The organism is Rhodanobacter umsongensis, from assembly GCF_042654965.1.
Classification (GTDB): Bacteria; Pseudomonadota; Gammaproteobacteria; order Xanthomonadales; family Rhodanobacteraceae; genus Rhodanobacter; species Rhodanobacter umsongensis.
Window position 1 is genome coordinate 53,109 of the sequence record NZ_JBHSMK010000011.1, and the last position, 22,677, is coordinate 75,785.

General features: G+C 66.7%; 18 protein-coding genes. 7 read left to right on the forward strand and 11 right to left on the reverse strand.

Going from position 1 to position 22,677, the window contains the following annotated elements; translation table 11 throughout:
• Positions 1–4 precede the first annotated feature (4 nt).
• On the forward strand, positions 5–3,073 hold the full coding sequence (locus ACFPME_RS16965; RefSeq protein ID WP_377306874.1) for an efflux RND transporter permease subunit: 3,069 nt from the start codon (positions 5–7) through the stop codon (positions 3,071–3,073).
• 55 nt (positions 3,074–3,128) lie between these two features.
• Here ACFPME_RS16965 and ACFPME_RS16970 read toward each other — a convergent pair whose 3' ends face one another.
• Positions 3,129–3,884 (reverse strand): Bax inhibitor-1/YccA family protein, encoded by a 756-nt coding sequence (locus ACFPME_RS16970; protein WP_377306876.1) that lies wholly within the window; start codon positions 3,882–3,884, stop codon positions 3,129–3,131.
• Between the two features lie 136 nt (positions 3,885–4,020).
• Between ACFPME_RS16970 and hemC the strand changes: the two genes are divergently transcribed.
• Entirely contained in the window at positions 4,021–4,938 is a 918-nt protein-coding gene (gene hemC, locus ACFPME_RS16975) for a hydroxymethylbilane synthase (protein ID WP_377306877.1), read from the forward strand.
• Positions 4,939–5,003: 65 nt separating this feature from the next.
• Here hemC and ACFPME_RS16980 read toward each other — a convergent pair whose 3' ends face one another.
• Together ACFPME_RS16980 and ACFPME_RS16985 are read right to left on the reverse strand one after the other, a co-directional pair.
• Positions 5,004–5,813, reverse strand: coding sequence for a DUF481 domain-containing protein (locus tag ACFPME_RS16980; protein WP_377306878.1), 810 nt, complete (start codon positions 5,811–5,813; stop codon positions 5,004–5,006).
• 95 nt (positions 5,814–5,908) lie between these two features.
• Positions 5,909–6,760 (reverse strand): hypothetical protein, encoded by an 852-nt coding sequence (locus ACFPME_RS16985; protein WP_377306879.1) that lies wholly within the window; start codon positions 6,758–6,760, stop codon positions 5,909–5,911.
• A gap of 189 nt (positions 6,761–6,949) precedes the next feature.
• Here ACFPME_RS16985 and ACFPME_RS16990 point away from each other — a divergent pair, with 189 nt between their 5' ends.
• Positions 6,950–7,921 carry a helix-turn-helix transcriptional regulator gene (locus ACFPME_RS16990; protein WP_377306881.1) on the forward strand — a complete coding sequence of 324 codons (972 nt, stop codon included), beginning with the start codon at positions 6,950–6,952 and terminating at the stop codon, positions 7,919–7,921.
• A 187-nt stretch (positions 7,922–8,108) separates the two neighbouring features.
• On the opposite strand, the gene ACFPME_RS16995 is transcribed toward ACFPME_RS16990, so the two are convergent.
• Positions 8,109–9,884 (reverse strand): SLC13 family permease, encoded by a 1,776-nt coding sequence (locus ACFPME_RS16995; protein WP_377306882.1) that lies wholly within the window; start codon positions 9,882–9,884, stop codon positions 8,109–8,111.
• A gap of 179 nt (positions 9,885–10,063) precedes the next feature.
• Between ACFPME_RS16995 and ACFPME_RS17000 the strand changes: the two genes are divergently transcribed.
• On the forward strand, positions 10,064–11,005 hold the full coding sequence (locus ACFPME_RS17000; RefSeq protein WP_377306883.1) for a patatin-like phospholipase family protein: 942 nt from the start codon (positions 10,064–10,066) through the stop codon (positions 11,003–11,005).
• A 13-nt stretch (positions 11,006–11,018) separates the two neighbouring features.
• Here ACFPME_RS17000 and ACFPME_RS17005 read toward each other — a convergent pair whose 3' ends face one another.
• From ACFPME_RS17005 to ACFPME_RS17025, 5 genes are all read right to left on the reverse strand, one after another.
• On the reverse strand, positions 11,019–11,387 hold the full coding sequence (locus ACFPME_RS17005) for a DUF488 domain-containing protein (protein ID WP_377306884.1): 369 nt from the start codon (positions 11,385–11,387) through the stop codon (positions 11,019–11,021).
• Between the two features lie 123 nt (positions 11,388–11,510).
• Positions 11,511–12,227 carry a glycosyltransferase family 2 protein gene (locus ACFPME_RS17010; protein WP_377306885.1) on the reverse strand — a complete coding sequence of 239 codons (717 nt, stop codon included), beginning with the start codon at positions 12,225–12,227 and terminating at the stop codon, positions 11,511–11,513.
• A gap of 297 nt (positions 12,228–12,524) precedes the next feature.
• On the reverse strand, positions 12,525–13,394 hold the full coding sequence (locus ACFPME_RS17015; RefSeq protein ID WP_377306886.1) for a ParB/RepB/Spo0J family partition protein: 870 nt from the start codon (positions 13,392–13,394) through the stop codon (positions 12,525–12,527).
• A 2-nt stretch (positions 13,395–13,396) separates the two neighbouring features.
• Complete coding sequence (locus tag ACFPME_RS17020; protein WP_377306887.1) at positions 13,397–14,278, reverse strand: ParA family protein; 882 nt, start codon at positions 14,276–14,278, stop codon at positions 13,397–13,399.
• A 69-nt stretch (positions 14,279–14,347) separates the two neighbouring features.
• Positions 14,348–15,439: an ABC transporter ATP-binding protein gene (locus tag ACFPME_RS17025; RefSeq protein ID WP_377306888.1), complete on the reverse strand. Its 1,092-nt coding sequence runs from the start codon at positions 15,437–15,439 to the stop codon at positions 14,348–14,350.
• A gap of 132 nt (positions 15,440–15,571) precedes the next feature.
• Between ACFPME_RS17025 and ACFPME_RS17030 the strand changes: the two genes are divergently transcribed.
• Positions 15,572–16,927, forward strand: coding sequence for a GH1 family beta-glucosidase (locus ACFPME_RS17030; RefSeq protein ID WP_377306889.1), 1,356 nt, complete (start codon positions 15,572–15,574; stop codon positions 16,925–16,927).
• Between the two features lie 47 nt (positions 16,928–16,974).
• Here the strand turns inward: ACFPME_RS17030 and rsmG are convergent, their stop codons facing one another.
• Both rsmG and ACFPME_RS17040 read right to left on the reverse strand, forming a co-directional pair.
• Positions 16,975–17,604: a 16S rRNA (guanine(527)-N(7))-methyltransferase RsmG gene (rsmG, locus tag ACFPME_RS17035; protein ID WP_377306890.1), complete on the reverse strand. Its 630-nt coding sequence runs from the start codon at positions 17,602–17,604 to the stop codon at positions 16,975–16,977.
• A gap of 159 nt (positions 17,605–17,763) precedes the next feature.
• Positions 17,764–18,222: an SPFH domain-containing protein gene (locus ACFPME_RS17040; protein WP_377306891.1), complete on the reverse strand. Its 459-nt coding sequence runs from the start codon at positions 18,220–18,222 to the stop codon at positions 17,764–17,766.
• A 395-nt stretch (positions 18,223–18,617) separates the two neighbouring features.
• On the opposite strand from ACFPME_RS17040, the gene ACFPME_RS17045 reads away from it, so the two are divergent.
• Positions 18,618–19,628, forward strand: a complete 1,011-nt coding sequence (locus ACFPME_RS17045) for a LacI family DNA-binding transcriptional regulator (protein WP_377306892.1) — start codon at positions 18,618–18,620, stop codon at positions 19,626–19,628.
• Between the two features lie 165 nt (positions 19,629–19,793).
• Complete coding sequence (locus tag ACFPME_RS17050) at positions 19,794–22,616, forward strand: TonB-dependent receptor (protein ID WP_377306893.1); 2,823 nt, start codon at positions 19,794–19,796, stop codon at positions 22,614–22,616.
• Positions 22,617–22,677: the final 61 nt, after the last annotated feature.

The window sequence follows — 22,677 nt, forward strand, 5'->3', positions numbered from 1 at the left end:
CGCCATGAAATTCACCGACCTGTTCATCAACAAGCCGGTGCTGGCGGTGGTCGTCAGCCTGCTGATCCTGGTACTCGGCGTGCGCGCCGTCAGCAGCCTGAGCGTGCGCCAGTACCCGAAGACCGAGAATGCCACGGTCACCATCAGCACCGCCTACTACGGGGCCGACGCGCAGACCATGGCCGGCTTCGTCACCCAACCGCTGGAGCAGGCGATCTCGCAGGCGCAGGGCATCGACTACCTGTCCTCCAGCAGCGTGCAGGGCGTGTCCACCATCACCGCGACCTTGCGCCTGAACTACGACGCCAACCGCGCCTTGACCGAGATCACCACCCAGGTGAATTCGGTGAAGAACCAGCTGCCGCCGCAGGCGCAGCAGCCGGTGCTCAACGTGCAGACCGGCGAGACCGTCGACGCGATGTACATGGGTTTCTACAGCGATGTGCTGCCCACCAACAACATCACCGACTACCTGGCGCGGGTGGTCAAGCCCAAGCTCGATTCGATCGATGGCGTGCAGACCGCCGAGCTGCTCGGCGCACGCCAGTTCGCCCTGCGCGCCTGGCTCGACCCGGCCAAGATGGCGGCACATGGCATCACCGCCAGCGATGTGAACGCGGCGCTGGCCTCCAACAATTATCTGGCCGCGGTCGGCTCCAGCAAGGGCCAGGCGGTGACGGTCGACCTGACCGCCGACAGCAACCTGCATTCGGTCGAGGAGTTCAAGCAGCTGGCGATCAAGCAGGTCGACGGTGCGATCGTGCGCCTGCAGGACGTGGCCACGGTCGCGCTGGGTTCGGAAAGCTACGACTTCAACGTGGCCTTCAGCGGGAAGCGTTCGGTGTTCATCGGCATCAAGGTCGCGCCCGACGCGAACGTGCTGGACGTGGCCAGGCGCGTGCGCGAGGCGTTCCCGGAGATCCAGAGCCAGCTCCCCGGCGGGCTGACCGGACAGATCGTCTACGACGGCACCGAGTTCGTTAACAGCTCGATCAACGAGGTGATCAAGACCCTGGCCGAGGCGCTGCTGATCGTCACCCTGGTGATCTTCCTGTTCCTCGGCAGCCTGCGCGCGGTGATCATCCCGGTGATCGCGATGCCGCTGTCGCTGGTCGGCACCTTCTTCGTGATGCTGGCGCTGGGCTACTCGATCAACCTGCTGACCCTGCTGGCGCTGGTGCTGGCGATCGGCCTGGTGGTGGACGACGCGATCATCGTGGTGGAGAACGTCGACCGGCACATGAAGGAGGAAGGCAAGACGCCGCTGCAGGCCGCCTTGCTTGCCGCGCGCGAGCTGGGCGGACCGATCCTGGCGATGACCGTGGTGCTGATCGCGGTGTACGTGCCGATCGGTTTCCAGAAGGGACTGACCGGCGCGCTGTTCAGCGAGTTCGCGTTCACCCTGGCCGGCGCGGTGACGGTGTCGGCGGTGGTCGCGCTGACCCTGTCGCCGATGATGGCCTCGAAGTTCTTCCGCAACGAGCAGGAGAGCGGCCGCTTCGTGCAGTTCATCGACCGCCAGTTCGATCGCGTGCACCACGGCTACCAGCGCGTGCTGCACAACACGCTGTCGACCAAGTCGGTCGTCATCGTGATGAGCGCGCTGCTGCTGCTGGCCACTGTCGCACTGGGCATCACGGCGCAGTCCGAACTGGCCCCGGAAGAAGACCAGGGCATCGTGGTCGGCCAGATCGTGGGCGCACCGAACGCGACGGCGCAGCAGATGAATGTCTATGCGACGCAGATGTTCGATCTGTCCAGACAGTTGCCGGAATACGAGCAGATGTTCCAGCTGACCGGCGTGCCCACCATCAACCAGGGCATCGGCGGCGTGCTGTTCAAGCCGTGGGACCAGCGCCACCGCAGCGCGCACGAACTGCAGCAGGTCCTGCAGCAGAAGTGGAACGGCATCGCCGGCGGCCGGGTGGCCGCGTTCCAGTTCCCGCCGCTGCCCGGCGCGTCGGGCCTGCCGATCCAGGTGGTGATCACCACCACCGAGCCGTTCGAGAACCTCAATGAGGTGGCCTCGCAGGTGCTGCAGAAGGCGCAGGCCAGCGGCAAGTTCTACTTCGTCGACTCCGACCTCAAGGTCGACAAGCCGCAGGGCACGGTCAGCCTCGACCGCGACATGATCACCACGCTCGGGCTGACCCAGCAGGACGTGGGCGCCGCGCTGGGCTCGGCGCTGGGCGGTGGCTACGTCAACTACTTCTCGATCTCCGGCCGCTCGTACAAGGTGATCCCGCAGGTATTGCAGGCCGACCGCCTCAATCCGAACCAGGTGCTGGACTACTACATCCGCGTGCCGGACGGCTCGGTGATCCCGGCCTCGACCGTGGCCAAGATCACCAGGCAGGTGGTGCCGCAGTCGCTGAACCGCTTCCAGCAGTTGAACTCGGCCACGATTTCCGGCGTCAGCGGCATGTCGCAAGGCGATGCACTGAACTACCTGCGCGACCTGGTGAAGCAGGTCGCGCCGACCGGCTACAACGTCGACTACGCCGGCCAGTCGCGCCAGTTCACGCAGGAGTCCGGCGGTTTCGGCGCGACCCTGCTGTTCGCCGTGATCATCGTGTTCCTGGCGCTGGCCGCGCAGTTCAACAGCCTGCGCGATCCGATCGTGATCCTGGTCTCGGTGCCGCTGGCGCTGTTCGGCGCACTGATCTTCGTCAACCTGTTCACCAGCCTCAACATCTACACCGAGGTCGGCCTGGTGACCCTGATGGGCCTGATCAGCAAGCACGGCATCCTGATCGTGCAGTTCGCCAACCACTCGCAACTGGCCGGCATGTCCAAGCGCGAGGCGATCGAACACGCCGCGGCGGTACGCCTGCGGCCGATCCTGATGACTACCGCGGCGATGGTCCTGGGCGTGCTGCCGCTGGTGATCGCTTCCGGCGCCGGCGCGGCAGGCCGCTTCAACATGGGCCTGGTGATTTCCACCGGCCTGGCGATCGGCACCGTGTTCACCCTGTTCGTGGTGCCGGCGTTCTACCTGCTGCTGGCCGCCGACCGCCACGGCGGCCAGCCGTCGGATGATCCGCGACTGGCGGAGTCGACGGCGCAGGCTTGAGCGACAGACAGAAGAAAGGCGCGGTCACCCGCGCCTTTCTTTTTGCCCTTTCAGTTCAGTTGCGCGACTGCAGCTTCGACAGCAGGCGCAACAGTTCCAGATACAGCCAGACCAGGGTCACCACCAGCGCGAACGCGCCGTACCACTCCATGTACTTCGGCGCGCCTTGCTGGGCACCGGTCTCGATCAGGTCGAAGTCGAGGATCAGGTTGAGCGCCGCGATCACCACCACCACCGCGCTGAACGCGATGCCGATGCCGCTGCTGCCGTTGATGAAGCCCATCGAGTGGCCGAAGAAACCCATCGCGAAGTTGGCCAGGTACAGCAGCATGATGCCGCCGGTGGCGGCAACCATGCCGAGCTTGAACTTCTCGGTGGCGCGGATCAGCCCGCTGCGATAGGCCAGCAGCATCGCCGCCATGGTGCCGAAGGTCAGCGCCACCGCCTGCATCACGATGCCGGGGTAACGCAGCTCGAAGATCGCCGACAGCGCGCCGATGAAGACACCTTCGACCAGCGCGTACAGCGGTGCGGTGACCGGGGCCCAGGTCTTCTTGAACGCGGTGACCAGGCCGAGGATCAGCCCGCCGATCGCGCCGCCAAGCACCAGCGGCAGCATCGCCGGCGCGCTTTCCGCGCCATGGAACCGGCTCCAGCTGAACATGGCGCCGACCAGCACCAGGATCAGCAGCAAACCCGTGCGGTTGATCGTGCCGTTGATCGTCATGGCCTCGTCGCCATGCGCGACGAGCGCGCCGCTGGCCGCATCGAGGAAGGTGTTCTTGTTCAGTGCCGGATTGCCGCTTTGCATGAGGAAACTCCCGTGGAATGCCGTCCCATCGTAGCCCGGCGAACATCGGCGTGACAGCCGCTGCGCCCAAACGCCGCTGCGCCGCCACGCGCGAACTAAGCGACAATGCGACCTTGCCGAACCGTGCGGAGTTCCGATGAATCCTTCCACCCTGCGAATCGCCACCCGCAAGAGCGCGCTAGCGCTGTGGCAGGCCGAGCATGTCGCCGCGCTGCTGCGCGCGGCGCATCCGGGGCTGGCGGTGGAGCTGGTGCCGATGAGCACGCGCGGCGACGAGATCCTGGATCAGCCGTTGGCCACCATCGGCGGCAAGGGACTGTTCCTCAAGGAACTCGAAGTGGCGATGCTGGAAGGCCGCGCCGACCTGGCCGTGCATTCGCTGAAGGACGTACCCGCGCAGCTCGAACCAGGCTTCACGTTGCCAGCGATGCTGCCGCGCGCGGACGCCGCCGATGCATTCGTCAGCAACGACTGGGCGGATCTCGCGGCGTTGCCGCACGGCGCGCGGGTAGGGACCTCGTCGCTGCGGCGGCAGGCGCAGTTGCGCGCGCTGCGGCCGGATCTGGTCCTGCTCGATCTGCGCGGCAATGTCGGCACCCGGCTCGGCAAGCTTGATACTGGCGACTACGACGCGATCGTGCTGGCCTGCGCGGGGCTGGAACGCCTGGGCCTGGCCGCGCGCATCCGCTCGCGACTGGCCGCTCCGGACTGGCTGCCCGCGCCGGGGCAGGCGGCGATCACGATCGAGGCGCGCAGCGACAACCCGGCGGCGCTGACCTTGCTGGCCGCGCTGGACGACGCCGATACCCGGCTTGCCGTGACCGCCGAGCGGGCGATGAATCATGCGCTAGGCGGTAGTTGCACGGTGCCGGTCGGCGCGTGGTGCGTGCTCAGCGAACATGGCCTGCATCTGCGCGGCCTGGTCGGCGACGCCGCCACCGGCCGGCTGCTGCGGGCCGAAGGCAGCAGCCCGAGCGACCAGGCGCTGACGCTTGGCCGCAAGGTGGCAGCGGCCTTGCTGGACCAGGGCGCAAGCGACTTTCTGGGGCTGTAACGCCTGTCGCGGTCAAGCTTGCCGAGCCGTTTCCTCAGCCGTCATGCTCAGCCATACCGGCCAATTCAGAAGCTGTAGACCAGATTCGTCGTGGTAAGCGTGTCCATCTTCTTGGTGCCCGGCTGGACGTCGCTGTTGTGCCGGACCTGGAAGCCGACCTTCAACGCCAGCTTCTTGGTCATGCTGACGGCCAGGCCGGCGTCGTTCTGCAGGTAGGTGTTCTTTGAACCCGCTTCCATCAGGAACGTGTCCTCGAAGGCGGTGTTGGCGCTCAGCTTGTACTTGTAGTTGACCAGGCCGCGGGCCACCATTTCGCTCTGCGTCGCCTGGCGCTGCGGCACCAGTGCGCCGTTGACGACCACGTCGACATCGGCCGGGCGATAGCGCTTGTAACCAGGGCCGATTTCGAACGACAGCTCGTTGCGCTCGTCCTTCAACGCGATGTAGCCGTAGCCGAGCGAGACGATGCCCTGCCACTGGTTGGCGCCGAAATCGTCGTGCTCGTAGCGCGCGGCACCGACGATGTAGCTGCGCGGGTCGAGCTTGTAGCCGACCGAGGCGCCGCCGTCATAGCGGTTGGCGGTGGTGTTGAACTGCTCGATGGTGTTGCCGGCCGAGTCGACCACTTTCTGCTGGCTCTTGGAGCGCAGCGCGTCGACGAAGAAAGTGTTCTTCCACTGCTCGTTCTCCTGGTTCAGGCCGAGCTTGGCGTTGATGTTCTGCGAGCGCGAATTGCCAGTGGCGGAGGCAAAACCGAATTCGCCCGAACCACTCCAGCCGCCGTTGCCGGAAGTATCGGAGGCAGTGTCCTGGGCCTGGGCGGCGAAGCTTGCAAACACGGCCAGCAGCAGGCCGGCAATCAAGGTCTTTTTCATCGGGGAGGGGTCCGCTTGTTAAATAATCGTAGCCCGCTACCTTAACGGGAAGGCTTGAACTCGTAATGAATGGGGCCACTGCCCGCGGCGATCGATCAAGCGGCGGTGCCGTGCACCAGCAGCGATTCGTACAGGCTCCGCTCCACGCATTTGCCCAGCAGGCAGCTGGGCACGGCCAACGCCGCGGCGATCAGGTCGATGCCTTCATGCCGGGTCAGCAGCAGCGCAATGCATGGAATCACGTAGGTGAACAGCGCCGCCGCGAAACGCGCGGGACGCAGCGCCTGCTCGCGCGCCACGCCGCCATGACTGGCCGAGCCGGCCAGCGCTTGCCAGGCCAGCCCCTCCAGCAGACCCAGCAGGAGGGCCAGCGCCAGCAACAGCACAATCCATGGATACAAGCCGTGCCGCGGCGTCGACTCTCCCAGCGCCAGCACGCAAAGCCATAGCCACAGGCCGCCGGCGTAACCGGCAAAGACCAGCCGGCTGATCGGCAGCGAGGTGGCCACGCGCTGCGCCGGCGGCGACAGCTGCCGACAGAAGCGATAGCCGGTATAAGCCAGACTGGACAAGCTGCAGGCGGTCAGTGCCGCGCCGGCCAGTCGCGTCGCCCAGAAGATGTTGTTGCCCCGCGCCAGGCCCGCCACGGCCAGCATCGGCAGAAACGTCGCCAGCGCCAGCAACGCCGCGCGGTTCGGCCGGCTGTCGCGCCGCGGACGCCAGCCGTACCAGTCCGACGCGATGCGCCAGGGCAGGCAGGCCACGAGCAGGCCGGTGCCGGTCAACAGCGTACCCACCAGCAAGGGCATCAAGGTGCCGTTGCGGCCGGCGGGATACAGGCCAAGCAACAGCGCCAGCCCCAGCCATGCCCACAGGCCGAAACCGCTGGCCGCCAGGATCCGCCACAACGGCGCCACCGATTCCGCACGCCAGCACGTCGACGGCATGTCGGGATCATTCGCCGGGGGCGCGGTGTGGTGGAAATGGCGGGCTGGCTGCATCGATGAACCGGCTGGATATCCAAGGAGGGGCCGGCGATCGCGCCGCGGCATCGTTCTGCGCGTGATGGACTTGCGGGCACCGCAGGGCACACCCATGCTACAACGCTGCACCCACGCATGCCTCGACGAAACCCCATGGATCGCTACGAACGCATACTGACCCTGCATCGGCTGTTGAAATCGGCGCACTACCCGGTGCCGCTGTCGCGCCTGCTCGGCGAGCTGGAATGCTCGCGCGCCACGCTGTACCGCGACGTGGCCTTCCTGCGCGATGCGCTGGGCGCGCCGATCGAAAGCGCCGGCACCGACCAGGCCGCGTTCCGCTACGAAGTGGGCGAGGGTGAGAAGTTCGAATTGCCCGGGCTGTGGCTGACCTCCGACGAACTGGCCGCGCTGCTGGCGTTGAACGAACTGATCAGCCGTTCCGGTCCGGGTGTGCTGGCCGGCGCGCTGGCGCCGTTCAAGGCGCGCATGGAAGGGCTGCTCTCGCACCACGACAGTGGCAAGGCGCTGCCGATCGAGCGGATCCGGGTGATTCCCTGGGGTGAGCGCAAGCTCGATCAACAGGTGTTCCGCATCGTTGCCGGCGCGGTGCTGGAGCGCAAACAGCTGCGCTTCCGCTATCGCGCCCGCACCACCAATGCCGACAGCCGGCGCACCGTGTCACCGCAGCGGCTGACCCATTACCGCGACAACTGGTACCTGGACGTATGGGATCACGACCGCGAGGCGCTGCGCAGTTTTGCGGTGGACCGCATCGTCGAGGCGCAGTCGCTGGATGATGCCGCCATCGATGTGGCGGAGGGCGACCTCAACGAGCTGCTCGCTTCCAGCTACGGCATCTTCGCGGGCAAGCCGAAGGCGTGGGCGACCCTGCGCTTCTCGCCGCACGCCGCTCGCTGGGTTGCCGACGAGCATTGGCATTCGCAGCAGAAGGGCGAGTGGCTGCCCGATGGCAAGTACGAGTTGAAGGTGCCCTACTCCAATTCGAAGGAGCTGCTGATGGACGTGCTCAAGTACGGACCGGACGCCGAAGTGATGTCGCCGCTGTCGCTGCGCGAAGAAATGAAGATCCTGCTGCAGTTGGCGCGGGACGGCTATCAATAGACCCGGCGTCCGCCTGCCCTCGGCACGCTGTTCCGTCGCTCACACGAAAGCACGAACCCGCACCGTCCGTTCGCCGCCCCTCGGGCCAGGGCGAGGGCGGGAGCCCTGCACAAAGGCGACCGAAGCGGGCTTCGCAGCCGGCCCGGTGCAACGTGCGCCTCTCCCGAGGAAGAGCGGCGAAAGACGTTCAGTGCGCGGCCGGATGAAACGGCCAGAAGATCGGGATCAACCACATCGACAGCGCGCAGAACAGTGCAATCAGCGGGATGCCCACCTTCATGAAATCGGTGAAGCGGTAGCCGCCGGCGTAATAAACCATGGTGTTGGTGGGATAGCCGACCGGGGTGGCGAACGAGGTGGCGGCGGCGAACGCCACGGCGACCACGAACGGCCGCGGGTCGACGTGGGTGGCGTGGGCCACCGTGGCGGCGATGCCCACCATCAGCACCACCGAAGGGTTGTGCCCCATCAGCTCGGTGAGCAGGGCGGTGAGCAGATACACCATCAGCAGCGCGGCCAGCGGTCCGTGACCGCCGACCAGATGCATGGCGGCAGTCACCACCACCGCGGACAATCCGGTCTTTTCGATCGCCAGCCCCAACGGAAGGATCGCGCCGAGCAGGATGATGATTTTCCAGTCCATGCCTTCGTAGACGTCCTTGCGGCCGAAGCACCCGCCCAGCGCCATCGCGACCGCACCGCAGACGGCGGCGATCGGGATCGGCAGCCAGTGCATGCCCGATGCCAGCACCACGCCCGCCATGATCGCGGCGGCCAGCAGCGCCTTGCGCGACATGCCGCGGACGTCCTCGCGTTCGTTGAGCACGATGAACGCGTCGTCATTGCGAAGCTTCGGCATCGCCTCATCGTCGACCAGCACCATCAGCACGTCGCCGACCGCCAGACGCGTCTCGCTGAGTTTGTCGCGCAGCACCTCGCCGCGGCGGTTCAACGCCAGCGCGGTGGCGCGGTAGCGCCAGTCCAGACCGATCTCGGCCAGGGTGCGGCCATCCACCAGGCTGGCCGGCGCCACCATCATTTGCGCCAGCACGCGGGGTTGGTCGCTGTCGGTGGCGTAGCGACGCTCCGGCGCATTGTGCAGCTTGGCGCGGCGCTGGAACTCCTCGATCTTCCCCCAGTCGCCGCGAACCAGCAGCACGTCGCCCGCCTGCAGCTGCTGCTCGCGCGGCGACCACATGCGCCGTTCGCCACGCAGCAGCTCCAGCGGATAGACCCCGAACTTCTCGCCGAGCCGCGCGTCGGCGATCGCCGTGCCGACCAGGGGGGATTCTCCGCTGAGCTCCAGCTCGGCCACGTACTTGCCCGTATCAATGTCATCGGGCAGCGCCGCGTCGATCTGCCTGGGCAGCAGATGGCGCCCGACCAGCATCAGATAGATGATGCCGACCACCGCCAGCACCGCGCCCATGCGGGTGAACTCGAACACGCCGAACGCGGCCATGCCGTGTTTCTGCGCCAGGCTGTCGGCGAGCAGGTTCGACGAGGTCCCGATCAGCGTGCACACGCCGCCCATCTGCGCGGCATACGCCATCGGCATCAGCACGCGCGCCGGCGACGTGCCGGTGCGCTGGCACACGCGCAAGGCCAGCGGCAGGAACGTGGCGACCAGCGCAATGTTCTTGACGAAGGCGCCCAGCGGGGCGATCGCCAGCATCATCGCCAGGGTCAGCAGCCACGGCTTGCGGATCTTCATCAACAGGCGGGTCAGCGGGTCGAGCACGCCGGACCGTTCGATGCCCAGGCTCAGCGCGAACATCGCCGCCACCGTCACCGTGGCCTCGTTGCTGAAGCCGGACAACGCCTCCACCGGGCTCACGATGCCCAGTATCACCAGCGCCCCCAGCACGATCAGCGCGACCAGGTCGATGCGCAGTTTTTCGCTGGCGAACATGCCCATCGCCACCACGATGATCGCTACGGTGGCCCATGCCTGCCAGCTCACGCGGGCGCACCGGCGCCGGCGCACATCCGCGTGCGCGACGGGTCAACAGGATGACTAACGATGGACATGGTGGCGTGCGCAATGGTCATGGTTGAGGTGCATCATGGCGGAAGCCGCGCCGGTTGCACGGCGGCCGACTTCAGCACAGACCACCGCCCACATGCCGTGACGACCCAACGATGCCTGCAGATATCCCGCGTGACGAACCTGCCGAGACCAGCGCCTTGCGCAAGCCGACGATCGCGCTGGCGCTGGGCGCCGGCGGCGCGAAAGGGCTGGCACACATCGGCGTGATCGAGGAGCTCGATGCGCAGGGTTTCGAGATCGTGGCGATCGCCGGCAGCTCGATGGGTGCGCTGATCGGCGGCATCTACGCCATGGGCAAGCTCGACGTCTATCGCGACTGGGTCTGCGCGCTGGCCAAGTTCGACGTGTTGCGGCTGCTCGACTGGACGTTCTCCGGCGGCGGCCTGATCAAGGGCGAGCGGATCATCGAGACCCTGCGTGCGCTGATCGGCGACACCCAGATCGAGGACCTGCCGCTGGCGTTTACCGCGGTGGCCACCGACCTGGATCGCGAGCGCGAGGTTTGGCTGACCCGCGGCTGCCTGTTCGACGCGATCCGCGCCTCGATCGCGATACCCACGGTGTTCCGCCCGCACACCATCGATGGCCGCCGCCTGATCGACGGCGCCCTGCTCAATCCGGTGCCGGTGACACCGCTGATCCGCGAAACAGCCGACTACCTGCTGGCGGTGAGTGTGGATGGCCCGGCCGTGACGGTCGCACCGCCGCCCCCACCCGGCCAGCCGGGTGCCGACGGCAGCTACCGTCGGCGGGTCAGCGAATTCATGAGCCGGCTGATGCCGCACGGCGAGAACCATCCGCCTGCGGCCGGCACGTTCGATCTGCTGGCGCAGTCGATGGATCTGATGCAGGCCAACCTCTCGCGACTGCGCCTGTCCGCCTACGAGCCGGACCTGCTGATCCAGCTGCCGCGCAACATGGCCAGTGCCTACGAGTTCTACCGCGCGCGCGAGCTGATCGAAAGGGGTCGCGAGCAGACGCGCATCGCGCTGGTCAACTGGCCCCGATCCGGCACGCCGCAGCGCGAGGGCTGAGCCGGGCATTGCCTCACCGCGGGCCATGCATGCGCAACCAATTGTCGAGGTAAGCCTTCAGCGCGATCGCGTTGTTGTGCTCCTCGTCGCGGGCGCTGTAGAGCAGGGTGACCGGATGCCGCGCCGAGCGCTCGGCCAGTGGTCGCCAGTGCTCGTCCAGTGCATCCAGCTCGCTGGCATAGCGGTGGCGAAAGCCGTCCCACCGCATCGGATCGTGCCCGAACCATCTTCGCAACGCGGTCGAGGGGGCCAGTTCCTTGGCCCACAGATCGAGCGGCACCGCATCCTTCGTCAGCCCGCGCGGCCATAACCGGTCGATCAGCACGCGATAGCCATCGGCTTTCGCGGCTGGCTCGTAAACACGTTTGACAATGATGCCCACGGCTGGCGGCCTCCCGCTGTGATCGGCCCGCGAAGGGTCTGGTGTGCCCGCTTCATCGCCGCAAGGACGGTCGAGCGGAAGCTTCCAGCATACGTCGCGCAGATCCGCCCGGCTTGCTCTGGATCAGAGTTCCTCGACCTGGGTGACCTTGCCGCGGCGCATCAGCCACGCCACGCCACGCAGGTCGGCCAGGCCGACCCATAACCGGTCCAGCATGCCGTACTTGGACACGCCGGCCGTGCGCGGGCGATGGCCGACCGGCACGCTCTGGCTCTGGAAACCGGCGCGCTTGACCAGCGCCGGCAGATAGCGATGCATATGATCGAAATACGGCAGCCGCAGGAATACCTCGCGCTCGAACAGTTTCAATCCGCAACCGGTATCCGGGGTGGCGTCGCGCAGCATGCGCGAGCGCACCGCGTTGGCGACCTTCGAGGAGAGGCGCTTGTTGAAGCTGTCGCGGCGGGCGGTGCGCCAGCCGGCGAACAGTCGCGTCTGCGCCGGCGCCGCATGGCGCGCGGCGAGCAGCTTCGGGATGTCGGCCGGATCGTTCTGTCCATCGCCGTCCAGTGTGGCGATCCATGGCGACCTCGCCTCGCGCACGCCGTTCCATACCGCCGTGCTCTGCCCGCTGCGGGTGACGTGATGAAGCACGCGCAGCTCGGGGTGACTCGCCTTCTGCGCGGCCAGTACCGCACGGCTGTCGTCACTGGAATCATCGTCGACGTAGATGACCTCGTAGTCGACCTGGCCACGCAGGGCGGCGGCGATTTCGGCGAGCAGCGGCGGAATGTTGTCCCGCTCGTTGAAGACGGGCACGACGACGGAAAGTTGCGGCATGAGGGAACGCCTTTCAGCAGGGGCAGATGCCGCGCCTGGCGCGGCAGCAGGGCAGTTTAATGCCTGGTGGCCGCGATGTAGCCCTCTCCCTTTGGAGACCTTGGGGTTTCTTCGCGGCGGGGAGGGCCGGGCGAGGGTGCGCAGGCTGGCGCGAGCATGGACAGTTCGCTTCGCACGCAGCCTCCTTTGGCACTGCGCGCCGCCTTCATCGGCGCCATCCATGGCGCTCATCCTCCGGGCGGCGTCGCTGTGCAAATCGGCCATCCTGCCGATCCGGCCCCCAATGGGGAAGGCACATCAGCGGATCTTGCCGAGAATCCCGTCCAGCTCGTCATTGCTGTGATAGTGGATCACCAGCTTGCCGCGGCCGCCACGGCCCTGCGCCAACTCGACGCGGGTGGCGAAGCGTTCGCTGAGCTGGCGTTCCAGGTCGGCAATGTTGGCATCGCGCGGGGGCGTGTTTTTCGCCTTGCCTTTCGGTGCGTTCTGCGCGCGGCGGGCCGTTTCCTCCAGCTCGCGCACGCTCCAGCCGTTGCGTGCCGCTTCCAGTGCCAGGCTTTCCGCGTCCCGTTCGGGCAGGGTCAGCAAGCAGCGGGCGTGGCCCATTTCCAGCTTGCCTTCGTCGAGCAGTTTCTTGATCGACGCGGGCAGTTCGGTGAGGCGCAGCATGTTCGACACGGACGCGCGCGACCGGCCGACCGCGTCGGCGGCCTGCTGGTGGGTGAGGTCGAAGTCGTCGATCAGCCGCTTCAGCGCGTCGGCTTCTTCCAGCGGTGTGAGGTCCTGGCGCTGGATGTTCTCGATCAATGCCATCGCCGGCACGGCTTCTTCGGAGACCTTCTTGATCAGCGCGGGAATCTCGCTCAGCTGGGCTCGCTGGGCGGCACGCCAGCGGCGTTCGCCGGCGATCAGCTCGTAGCTGTTCCTGCCCAGCTCGCGCACCACCACCGGCTGGATCAGGCCCTGTGCCCTGATCGACGCCGCCAGTTCGTCCAACGCCTCGTCGTTCCAGTGCCGGCGCGGCTGGTACTTGCCCGGCTGGATCTGCTGGATCGGCAGCATGCGCAGCTCGCCTTCCTGCGCCAGCACCGAGGAGGAGGCCTCGCCGTCGCCGCCGAGCAGGGCGTCCAGCCCGCGTCCCAATCCACGTTTTTTCGCAGCAGCCATGCTCATTCCTGTTGGTTGGCAGCCGGCGCCTTGAGCGCCGGGCCGCTGTCGCCGTGCACCGGCGCAGGCGCCGTTGCCGGTTCAATGTCGTCGGCCGCATCGACACGATCGGGGCGGCCCAGCGCGCGTTCGCGCCGGATGATTTCGCCGGCCAGGCCGATGTAGGCGATCGCGCCGCGCGAGCTGCGGTCGTAAAGGTGGATCGGCTGGCCGTGGCTGGGCGCCTCCGCCAGGCGCACGTTGCGCGGGATGATCGAGCGCAGCACCTTGTCGCCGAAATGCTGGGTGAGCTGCGCCGAGACCTCGTTGCCGAGGTTGTTGCGCACGTCGTACATGGTGCGCAGCAGGCCTTCGATCTCCAGCTTCGGGTTCAGCCGGTGACGCACCGCCTTGACCGTGTCGAGCAGGCTGGACAGGCCTTCCAGCGCGAAGTATTCGCACTGCACCGGGATCAGCACGCCATCGGCGGCGGTCAGTGCGTTCAATGTGAGCAGGTTCAGCGACGGCGGGCAGTCGATCAGGATGGTGTGGTAGTTCGGCGAGACTTTCGCCAGCAGTTCCTTCAGGCGGTGCTCGCGTGCCAGCGCGTCCATCAGCTTCAGTTCGGCGGCGGTGAGGTCGCCGTTGCCCGGCAGCAGGTCGTAGTGCGCGTCGGTGGGCACGATCGCCGCGGCGATCTCCACTTCCTCCAGCAGCACCTCGCAGCCGCTAGCTTTGATGTCGCGCTTGTTGATGCCCGAGGCCATCGTGGCGTTGCCCTGCGGATCCAGGTCGATCAGCAATACCTTTCGTTTCGCGGCGGCCAGCGCAGCGGCGAGATTGACGGCAGTGGTGGTCTTGCCGACGCCGCCTTTCTGGTTGGCGACAGCGATGATGCGGGCCATGGATGGAGGGCTACCGTACGCGTGGAGAGGGTTAGTGTAATGCCTCACTCTGCCCAGTGCTGCCCGCCCTCAGGTCGCGATCCGCCTGCCGCTGGCGGGGTCAAACAGGTGCAGCCGCCCGGCCGCCAGCTCCAGCGGCAACGTGCTGCCCGGCTCGGGCAAAGGCCGCGGCGGCACCCGCGAGACCAGCGTCTGGTCGCCGTGGCGCAGGTTCAGGAAGATCTCGTTGCCGACCGGCTCGATGACTTCCAACTGCGCACAGAGCGCGACGCTGCCCATGTCCCGTGGCCGCAGGTCCTCCGGGCGAATCCCGAGTACCACCTCGCGATCGCGCCATGGCTGCCACGCCGCCGCCTGCGCCGGCTCGCCCAGCGCGATGCCGCCCCTTGCGGTGGCCAATATCCAGCCGCCGTCGTATCGGAGAGCGCCATGCAGCAGGTTCATCGCCGGGCTGCCGACGAAGCCGGCCACGAACAGGTTGGCCGGTCGCTCGTACAGGTTCATCGGCGTGTCGATCTGCTGGATCACGCCGCCGTCCAGCACCACGATGCGCTGGCCCAGGGTCATCGCCTCGATCTGGTCATGGGTGACGTAGACCATGGTGGCCTTGAGCTGGCGATGCAGCCGCGCGATCTCGACCCGCATCGACAGGCGCAGCTTGGCATCGAGGTTGGACAGCGGCTCGTCGAGCAGGAACACCTTGGGGTCGCGCACCAGCGCCCGGCCCAGCGCCACACGCTGGCGCTGGCCGCCGGACAGCGCGGCGGGGCGCGAGGCGAGGCGTGATTCCAGCTCCAGCGTCCTTGCCGTCGCCATCACGCGCCGGTCGATGTCGGCCTGCTTGTGGCCGCGCAACTTCAGGCCGAAGCCGAGGTTCTCGGCCACCGTCATGTGCGGGTACAACGCATAGTTCTGGAACACCATCGCGATGTCGCGGTCCTTCGGCGCCACGGCGTTGACCACCCGGCCGTCGATGCTGAGCGTGCCGCCGCTGATCGACTCCAGCCCGGCAAGCATCCGCAGCAAGGTGGTCTTGCCGCAGCCGGACGGCCCCACCAGCACCAGCAGTTCGCCGTCGGCGATCTCGAAGCTGGCCTCGGCCACGCCGACGTGACCGTTGGGATAGACCTTGCGCAGCTGGTCCAGACGCACGGCAGCCATGGACATCTCCGGTGGGGGTGGGCCACGGCGGCCGCATCGCCGCAGCATGCGCCTGTCTGCACATCGACGGAACATTCCGCTATTCTGCCGATGTAATCGTTTACATCAAGCGCTTTGGCCGCAGGAACCCGCATGACCCGCCCCAGCTTCCGCTTTCCCGACGGCTTTCATTGGGGTGCGGCCACTTCGGCCTATCAGATCGAGGGCTCGCCACTGGCCGATGGTGCCGGCCCCAGCATCTGGCAGCGCTTCGCGCATACGCCGGGGATGATGGCCAACGGCGACACCGGCGACATCGCCTGCGACCACTACCGCCGCTACAAGGACGACGTGCAGTTGATGAAGGCGCTGGGCCTGCGCGGCTACCGCTTCAGCATCAGCTGGGCGCGCGTGTTGCCGGAAGGCACCGGCCGGGTCAATCCGAAGGGGCTGGATTTCTATTCGCGGCTGGTGGATCAGTTGCTGGAGAACGGCATCGCGCCGAACGCCACGCTGTTCCACTGGGACCTGCCCGCCGCACTGGACGACCGCGGCGGCTGGCTCAACCGCGACAGCGCGCACTGGTTCGCCGAGTACGCCGAGGTGATGTTCAAGGCGCTGGACGACCGCGTGCCGCGCTGGTCCACCCTCAACGAACCCTGGGTGGTCACCGACGGCGGCTACCTGCACGGCGCGCTGGCGCCCGGTCATCGCAACAAGTTCGAGGCGCCGATCGCCGGGCACAACCTGATGCGCGCCAGCGGCGCCGGCATCCAGGCCTATCGGGCGCACGGCCGGCACGAGATCGGCGTGGTGTTCAACATCGAGCCGAAGTATCCGTACTCGGACCGCGCCGAGGACCTCGCCGCCACCCGCCGCGCCCACGCCTACATGAACCTGCAGTTCGCCGATCCGGCGCTGCTGGGCAGCTACCCGCCGGAACTGCGGGAGATCTTCGGCGAAGCCTGGCCGGATTTCCCCGAGGAGGACCTCGAGCTGACGAACCAGAAAGTGGACTTTGTCGGCATCAACTATTACACCCGCGCGGTGGTGAAGCACGACGCCAACGCCTATCCGTTGCAGGCGGTGTCAGTACGCCAACCGAACAGGACCCACACCGAGACCGGCTGGGAAGTGTTCGAGCAGGGCCTCACCGACACGCTGACCTGGTTCAAGCAGCGCTACGGCGACATCCCGCTGTACATCACCGAAAATGGCTCGGCATTCTACGATCCACCGGTCGCCGAGAACGATGCGCTCGACGACCCGCTGCGCACGGACTACCTGCGCAAGCACCTGAAGGCGCTGCACCGCGCGATCGAGGCCGGGGTAAACCTCAAGGGCTATTACGCGTGGTCGCTGATGGACAACCTGGAGTGGTCGCTGGGCTTCTCCAAACGCTTCGGCCTGTACCACGTCGACTTCGCCACCCAGAAGCGCACGCCCAAGGCCAGCGCCAAGCTGTATGCGCGAGTGATCGAGAGCAACGGTGGCGTGCTCGATACGTAAGAGGGCCGGCAAGCGGTGCTGCCGTTCCGGATCCGGCAGCGCCTGACTCAGGCGTGCCCCAGCACCAGCAGATGCCGTTCCGCCGACAGGCCAGGCACCGCCAGCTCATGGGTGCCGCGCAACCCGAACCCGGCCGGGATGCCCGCCAGCTCGTCGTCCGGCCGCTTGCCCTTCATTGCCAGCCAGATGCCATCCGGGGCCAGCAGGTGGCCACCCCAACCCAGCATGTCGGCCAGGCTGGCGAACGCGCGCGCGGTGACGCAGTCGTACTGGCCCTCGACGTCTTCCACCCGCGACTGCACGGCGCGCACGCCGTCGAGTTTCAAGGCGCGGATCGCCTCGCGAAGGAAGCGCACCTTCTTGCCGTTGGAATCGACCAGCAGGATCTCCCGGCCCGGCGCGGCGATCGCCAGCACAATGCCGGGCAGGCCCGGTCCGGTGCCCAGGTCGGCCAGCGTCCGGCCCTGCACATACGGCAGGATCGCCAGCGAATCGAGCAGGTGGCGGGTGACCATCTCCGCCGGATCGCGCACGGCGGTGAGGTTGTAGGCCGCGTTCCAGCGTTCCAGCAAGGCCTGATAGTCGAGCAGCCGCGGCACTGCGTCGGCGGGCAGGTGCAGGCCCAGCGCGGCAATGCCTTGTTCGAGTTGCGTCTGCAGCGCATCGCGGGTGGTCATGCGGGGTCGCTCGGGGCGTGGGGCGCAAAGTATCCGCGGCTGGCACCCGCCTTGCCAACCGCGCCAGGAGCCGCGAGAAAAGAAAACCCGCCGTGGCGGGTCGAAGACAAGCAATCCCCTGCAGCGCGGGCGCTCTCGGGCGCCTCACGCCATTCCTGTTCAGGCCACGTCGAGTTCGACCCGCGTCACCATCATGCCGCGCTCGCGCAACGCGCTGTTCAATGACTGCTTCACCCGTGCGCCCAGGTCACGGCGATCGACCTGTTCGCCGGCCGGCTCGCCGCGCAGCGCTTCCTGCGCACCACGCCGGATCAGCTGATCGACCTGCTCGAACACCGCATCGGCGCGCTCGGGTTCGAGCACCTGCCAGTACACCGTGCCGCGCACATCGTGCGCGTTGGCCAGCGGCTCCTCGAAGCGCAGCGTTTGCCCGGCCAGGTTGATCTTGTGGGCCACCCGGTCCAGCAACGGCAACACCAGGTGCATGCCCGACGACAGCAGCCGCACCGGCTTGCCGTGCCGGTGCAGGCTGTAGACCTGACCGACTGGCACGACCTTCACCGCGCTGGCGATCAGCACGGCGGGAAGTACGAGAAGCAGGGTCAGGAGGGTCATCATGGTATTCAAAACAGGGGCTTGTCCGTATATCGTTCGGCGCCGCGGGAACTTGAGGATACAGTCGCCTGAGTGCGCGAAGATTAACCTTGATTTAACGGCTGGACGAAATTTTTAACAAGGGACGGGAACGGCCCAAAGTGTGGCGCCCTTCACGGATTTGATCCGCCGCGGTCAGGGCTCGGCATCCAGTCGCCGAGTGCAGCCTTGGGTAGCACAACCAGCCGCGGATCGCTTCGACGTGCCGCCGGCCCGGCGGTTCGCGGGGTCGACAGAGCGGCAGCAACATTCGGCAGCGCAGCGGTGCTCTTGTTTTTTTTACAGGCACTTTACAACTCGGCATGAAAACGATTACGTTGCCGCCACTGCTGGGTTTCGGCGGATCCGGGCAAGCTCGCATGGCGACAGCAACCATCAAAGATGTGGCGCGTGAAGCCCGGGTTTCGGTGGCGTCGGTGTCGCGCGCGCTGAATGGCGGTCGCGGCGTCACCGCCGAAACCGGCGCACGCATCCGCGAGGCGGCGGCGCGGCTGCGATACATGCCGCACGCCGCCGCGCGCATGCTGATCACCCGCCGCACCCACACCATCGGCGCCTTGTTGCCGGACCTGTACGGCGAGTTCTTTTCCGAGCTGATCCGCGGCATCGATCTCGCCGCGCGCGCGCGCGGCCTGCACCTGCTGGTTTCCAGCTCGCATGACGATGCCGCCGCCGCCGCGGTGGCGCTGCGCGCGATGCAGGGCCGGGTCGACGGGCTGCTGCTGATGTCGCCGCATGCCGATGCGGCGTTCCTGCGCCAGAACCTGCCGCTGGGACTTCCCACGGTGCTGATGAATACGCGGCTGGCCGACGACGACTACTGCGCGCTCTCGGTGGACAACGACGGCGGCGCCCGGCTGATGGTGGAACATTTGCTGTCGACCGGTCACCAGCGGATCGTGTTCATCCAGGGACCGCCAGGCAATCGCGATGCCGCCGAGCGCGAACTCGGCTACCGCGAAACACTGGCGAGCGTAGCGCCGGACAGCCCGGTGATCATGCTGCGCGGGGACTTCGGCGAGGAATCGGGCTACCGCGCCGGTCAGCAGGTGCTGGCGATGCGGCCCCGTCCAGACGCGGTGTTCGCCGGCAACGACATGATGGCGATCGGCTGCATGGCCGCGCTGCGCGAGGCCGGCATCAGCGTGCCCGAGGAGATTGCCGTCAGCGGGTTCGACGACGTGCCGATGGCGCGCTACGTAACGCCGCCGTTGACCACCATCCATGTGCAGATCGCCGAGCTCGGCAGCCAGGCGATGGAGTTGCTCGGGGAACAGATCGACCGACCCGACCAGCCGAAAGCCGGCGTTCACCGCCGTGTCGCGGCCAGGTTGGTAGTGCGCGGGTCCACCGTGGCCATACCCCGATAGCGCAGACATTCAGGCCGGCGCAGGACGCTGCCGACCGAAACCGCGGCGGCAACGAAGCGGTTTCAGCGCGAGCGCCGCCTGGAGCGCTCGCTTACAGGCGGCATCAAAGCAACGCTGCATCAGAACACCAAACTACTTGCACTGATTACGGGAGAGGGTCAGATCATGGTCAAGCAACGCATGCTATCCCGACAGATCTCGCTGGCTTGCGCCGGCCTGCTCGTCGCTACGCTTCTTCTGCCCGGCCTCGCCGGCGCCCAGACCACCACTGCCACCCTGCGCGGCCACATCACGGCGCCGCAAGGGCAGGCACCAACCACCGTGGTCGCCACCAATACCGCCACCGGCTTCGTCAACCGGGGCAAGGTCGGTGCCGATGGCAACTACACCCTGGTCGGCCTGGCGCCCGGCAGCTACACGATCGTTGCCAGCGGCAACGGCAGCAGTGCCAGCCGCACCGTCACGGTGCAAGTGGGCCAGTCGCTGAACCTCAACCTGGACACGGCCACCGCCAGTGCGGCCAATGCCACCAACCTGCAGGGCGTCACGGTAAGCGCGGTCTCGCTGATCGAGACCCGCACCTCCGAGGTGGCCGCCAACATCACCCAGAAGCAGATCCAGACGCTGCCGCAGAACGAGCGCAACTTTCTCGATTTCGCCAAACTGGTGCCAGGCGTCACCACTTCGCGCGATCCCAACACGAAAACCTTCTCCGCGGGCGGCCAATCGGCTGAGAATGTAAACGTATTCATCGACGGCGCCAGCCTGAAGAACAACGTGCTCAAGGGCGGTATCGCCGGACAGGATTCCACCCGCGGCAACCCGTTCTCGCAGGAGGCGGTGCAGGAATTCCGCGTGCTGACCAACAACTACAAGGCCGAGTACGAACAGGCCGGCACCGCGATCATCACCGCGGTCACCAAGTCGGGCACCAACGCGTTCCACGGCTCGGCCTACGACTACTACCAGAACCAGTCGATGATCGCGCAGAACTCGTTCGACAAGAAAAACCACGTCAAGAAGCCCGACTACAAGCGCGAACAGCGCGGCTTCACCCTGGGCGGCCCGATCATCAAGGACACCGTGCAGTTCTTCATCAACTACGAGGAACGCAAGGACACCGCCAACAACACGGTGCAGATCAACGACCCGCGCTTCGCCCAGTACAACGGCACCTTCTCCGCGCCGTTCAACGAGAGGGCCTTCTTCGGCAAGTTGAGCTGGCAGCCCAACCACGACAACAACGTCGATCTCAGCCTGACCACCCGGCGCGACAGCGAGCAGCTCGGCTTCGGCGGCACCACTACCTACAGCGCGCGCAGCAACCGCAAGAACGACGTCGACGACCTGCTCCTGAAGTGGCAGTCGCGCGGCGACAGCTGGACCAACGACCTGCTGCTCGACGCCGGCAACGCGAAATGGCATCCGACCTCGGCCGAATCCGGCTCGGTGCGCAGCGTCTACGATCCGGGCATTGCGGTGATCGGCAGCGGCAGCGACCTGCAGGACAAGGGGCAGAACCAGCGCACCCTGCGCGACGACTTCACCTGGTTCGGCCTGGACAAGCACACCATCAAGGCGGGCGTGAAATACGCCACCTACGGCATCACCCTGGAACAGAACAGCGCCACCGTGCCGACCTATTACTTCAGCGAAGACGCCGCCTACCCCGGTGGCTTCAATTCGCCCTACAAGGCGGTCTACTCGCCCACTGGCGCCAACGCCAACCTGCACACCAACCAGCTCGGCCTGTATGTCCAGGACGACTGGGACGTCACCGACCGCCTGCAGCTGAACCTGGGCCTGCGCTGGGACTACGAGACCAATGCGCTGAACAAGGATTACGTGACGCCAGCCGCGCAAGTCCCCACGCTGGAGTACCTGGGCCTGCAGAACTACATCAGCACCGGCCACAACCGCGACGGCTACAAGGGTGCGGTGCAGCCGCGGCTGGGCTTCTCGCTGGACGTCAGCAAGGACGGCGATCAGAGCACCACACTCTTCGGCGGCGCCGGCCGCTACTACGACCGCACCCCGTTCGACTGGATCAGCCAGGAAGAGCTCCATTCGCTGGTGCCCAACTACACGTTCCTGTTCAGCCCCGGCGGCGTCACCCCGGGCACCATCGCATGGGACCCGCGCTATCTCACGCCTGACGGCCTCAATACCTTGCTCGCCTCCGGCCAGGCCGGCTTCAGCTCGGAAATCGACGTAGTCGCCAACAAGACCAAGCCCCCGCATACCGACCAGTTCAGCCTGGGCATCCGCCAGGTGATGGGCGACTGGAACGCCTCGCTGACGCTGGCCCGCGTGCTCGGCTACGACCAGTTCACCTGGGTGTGGAACCGCCTTCCGGTACCCGGCTTCACCCTGGATGTGATGCCCGGCAGTCCCTACGGCATGGTGCTGCACAACGTATCCAAGAAGACCCAGTCCAGCAATGTGCTGGTCAGCATCGACAAGCCTTACACCGAGGCCTCCGGCTGGGGCGTGGGCCTGGCCTATACCTACCAGAGCGCGCGCCAGCAAGGTGGCGACAACTACTCGCTCGACTATGTCGACCCGGCAGGCTACCCGGCCGACCATGTGGGCGAGAAGCACCACCTGGTGCTCAACGGCATCGTGCGCGGGCCGTGGGACACGCGCCTCACCGGCATCTTCACCTATGGTTCGGGCCTGCCGTACGACTACTTCGCCAACGTGCCGAACTGCGACTACAACTGCATCTATCGCAAGAACGGCAAGTACGGGCAGAAGTACCTCAACCTCGACCTGTCGATCGCCAAGGAATTCCGTTGGGGCGAGAGCCAGGCGCTGGAGCTGCGCTTCGACGTCATGAACGTGTTCAACCGCGACGTCGACAACGGCTACATCAACAACCAGTACAACTGGGGCACGATGAACCCGAACCCCGACTTCGGCCGCGCCACCAGCGCCGACCCGAACCAGACCCGCCGGTTCCAGGTCGGCGCACGGTATACGTTCTGATCAACGCGGCACGCTGCAACGCCGCCTTTCCCGTCCGCCCGCAGATTGCGGGCGGACGTAT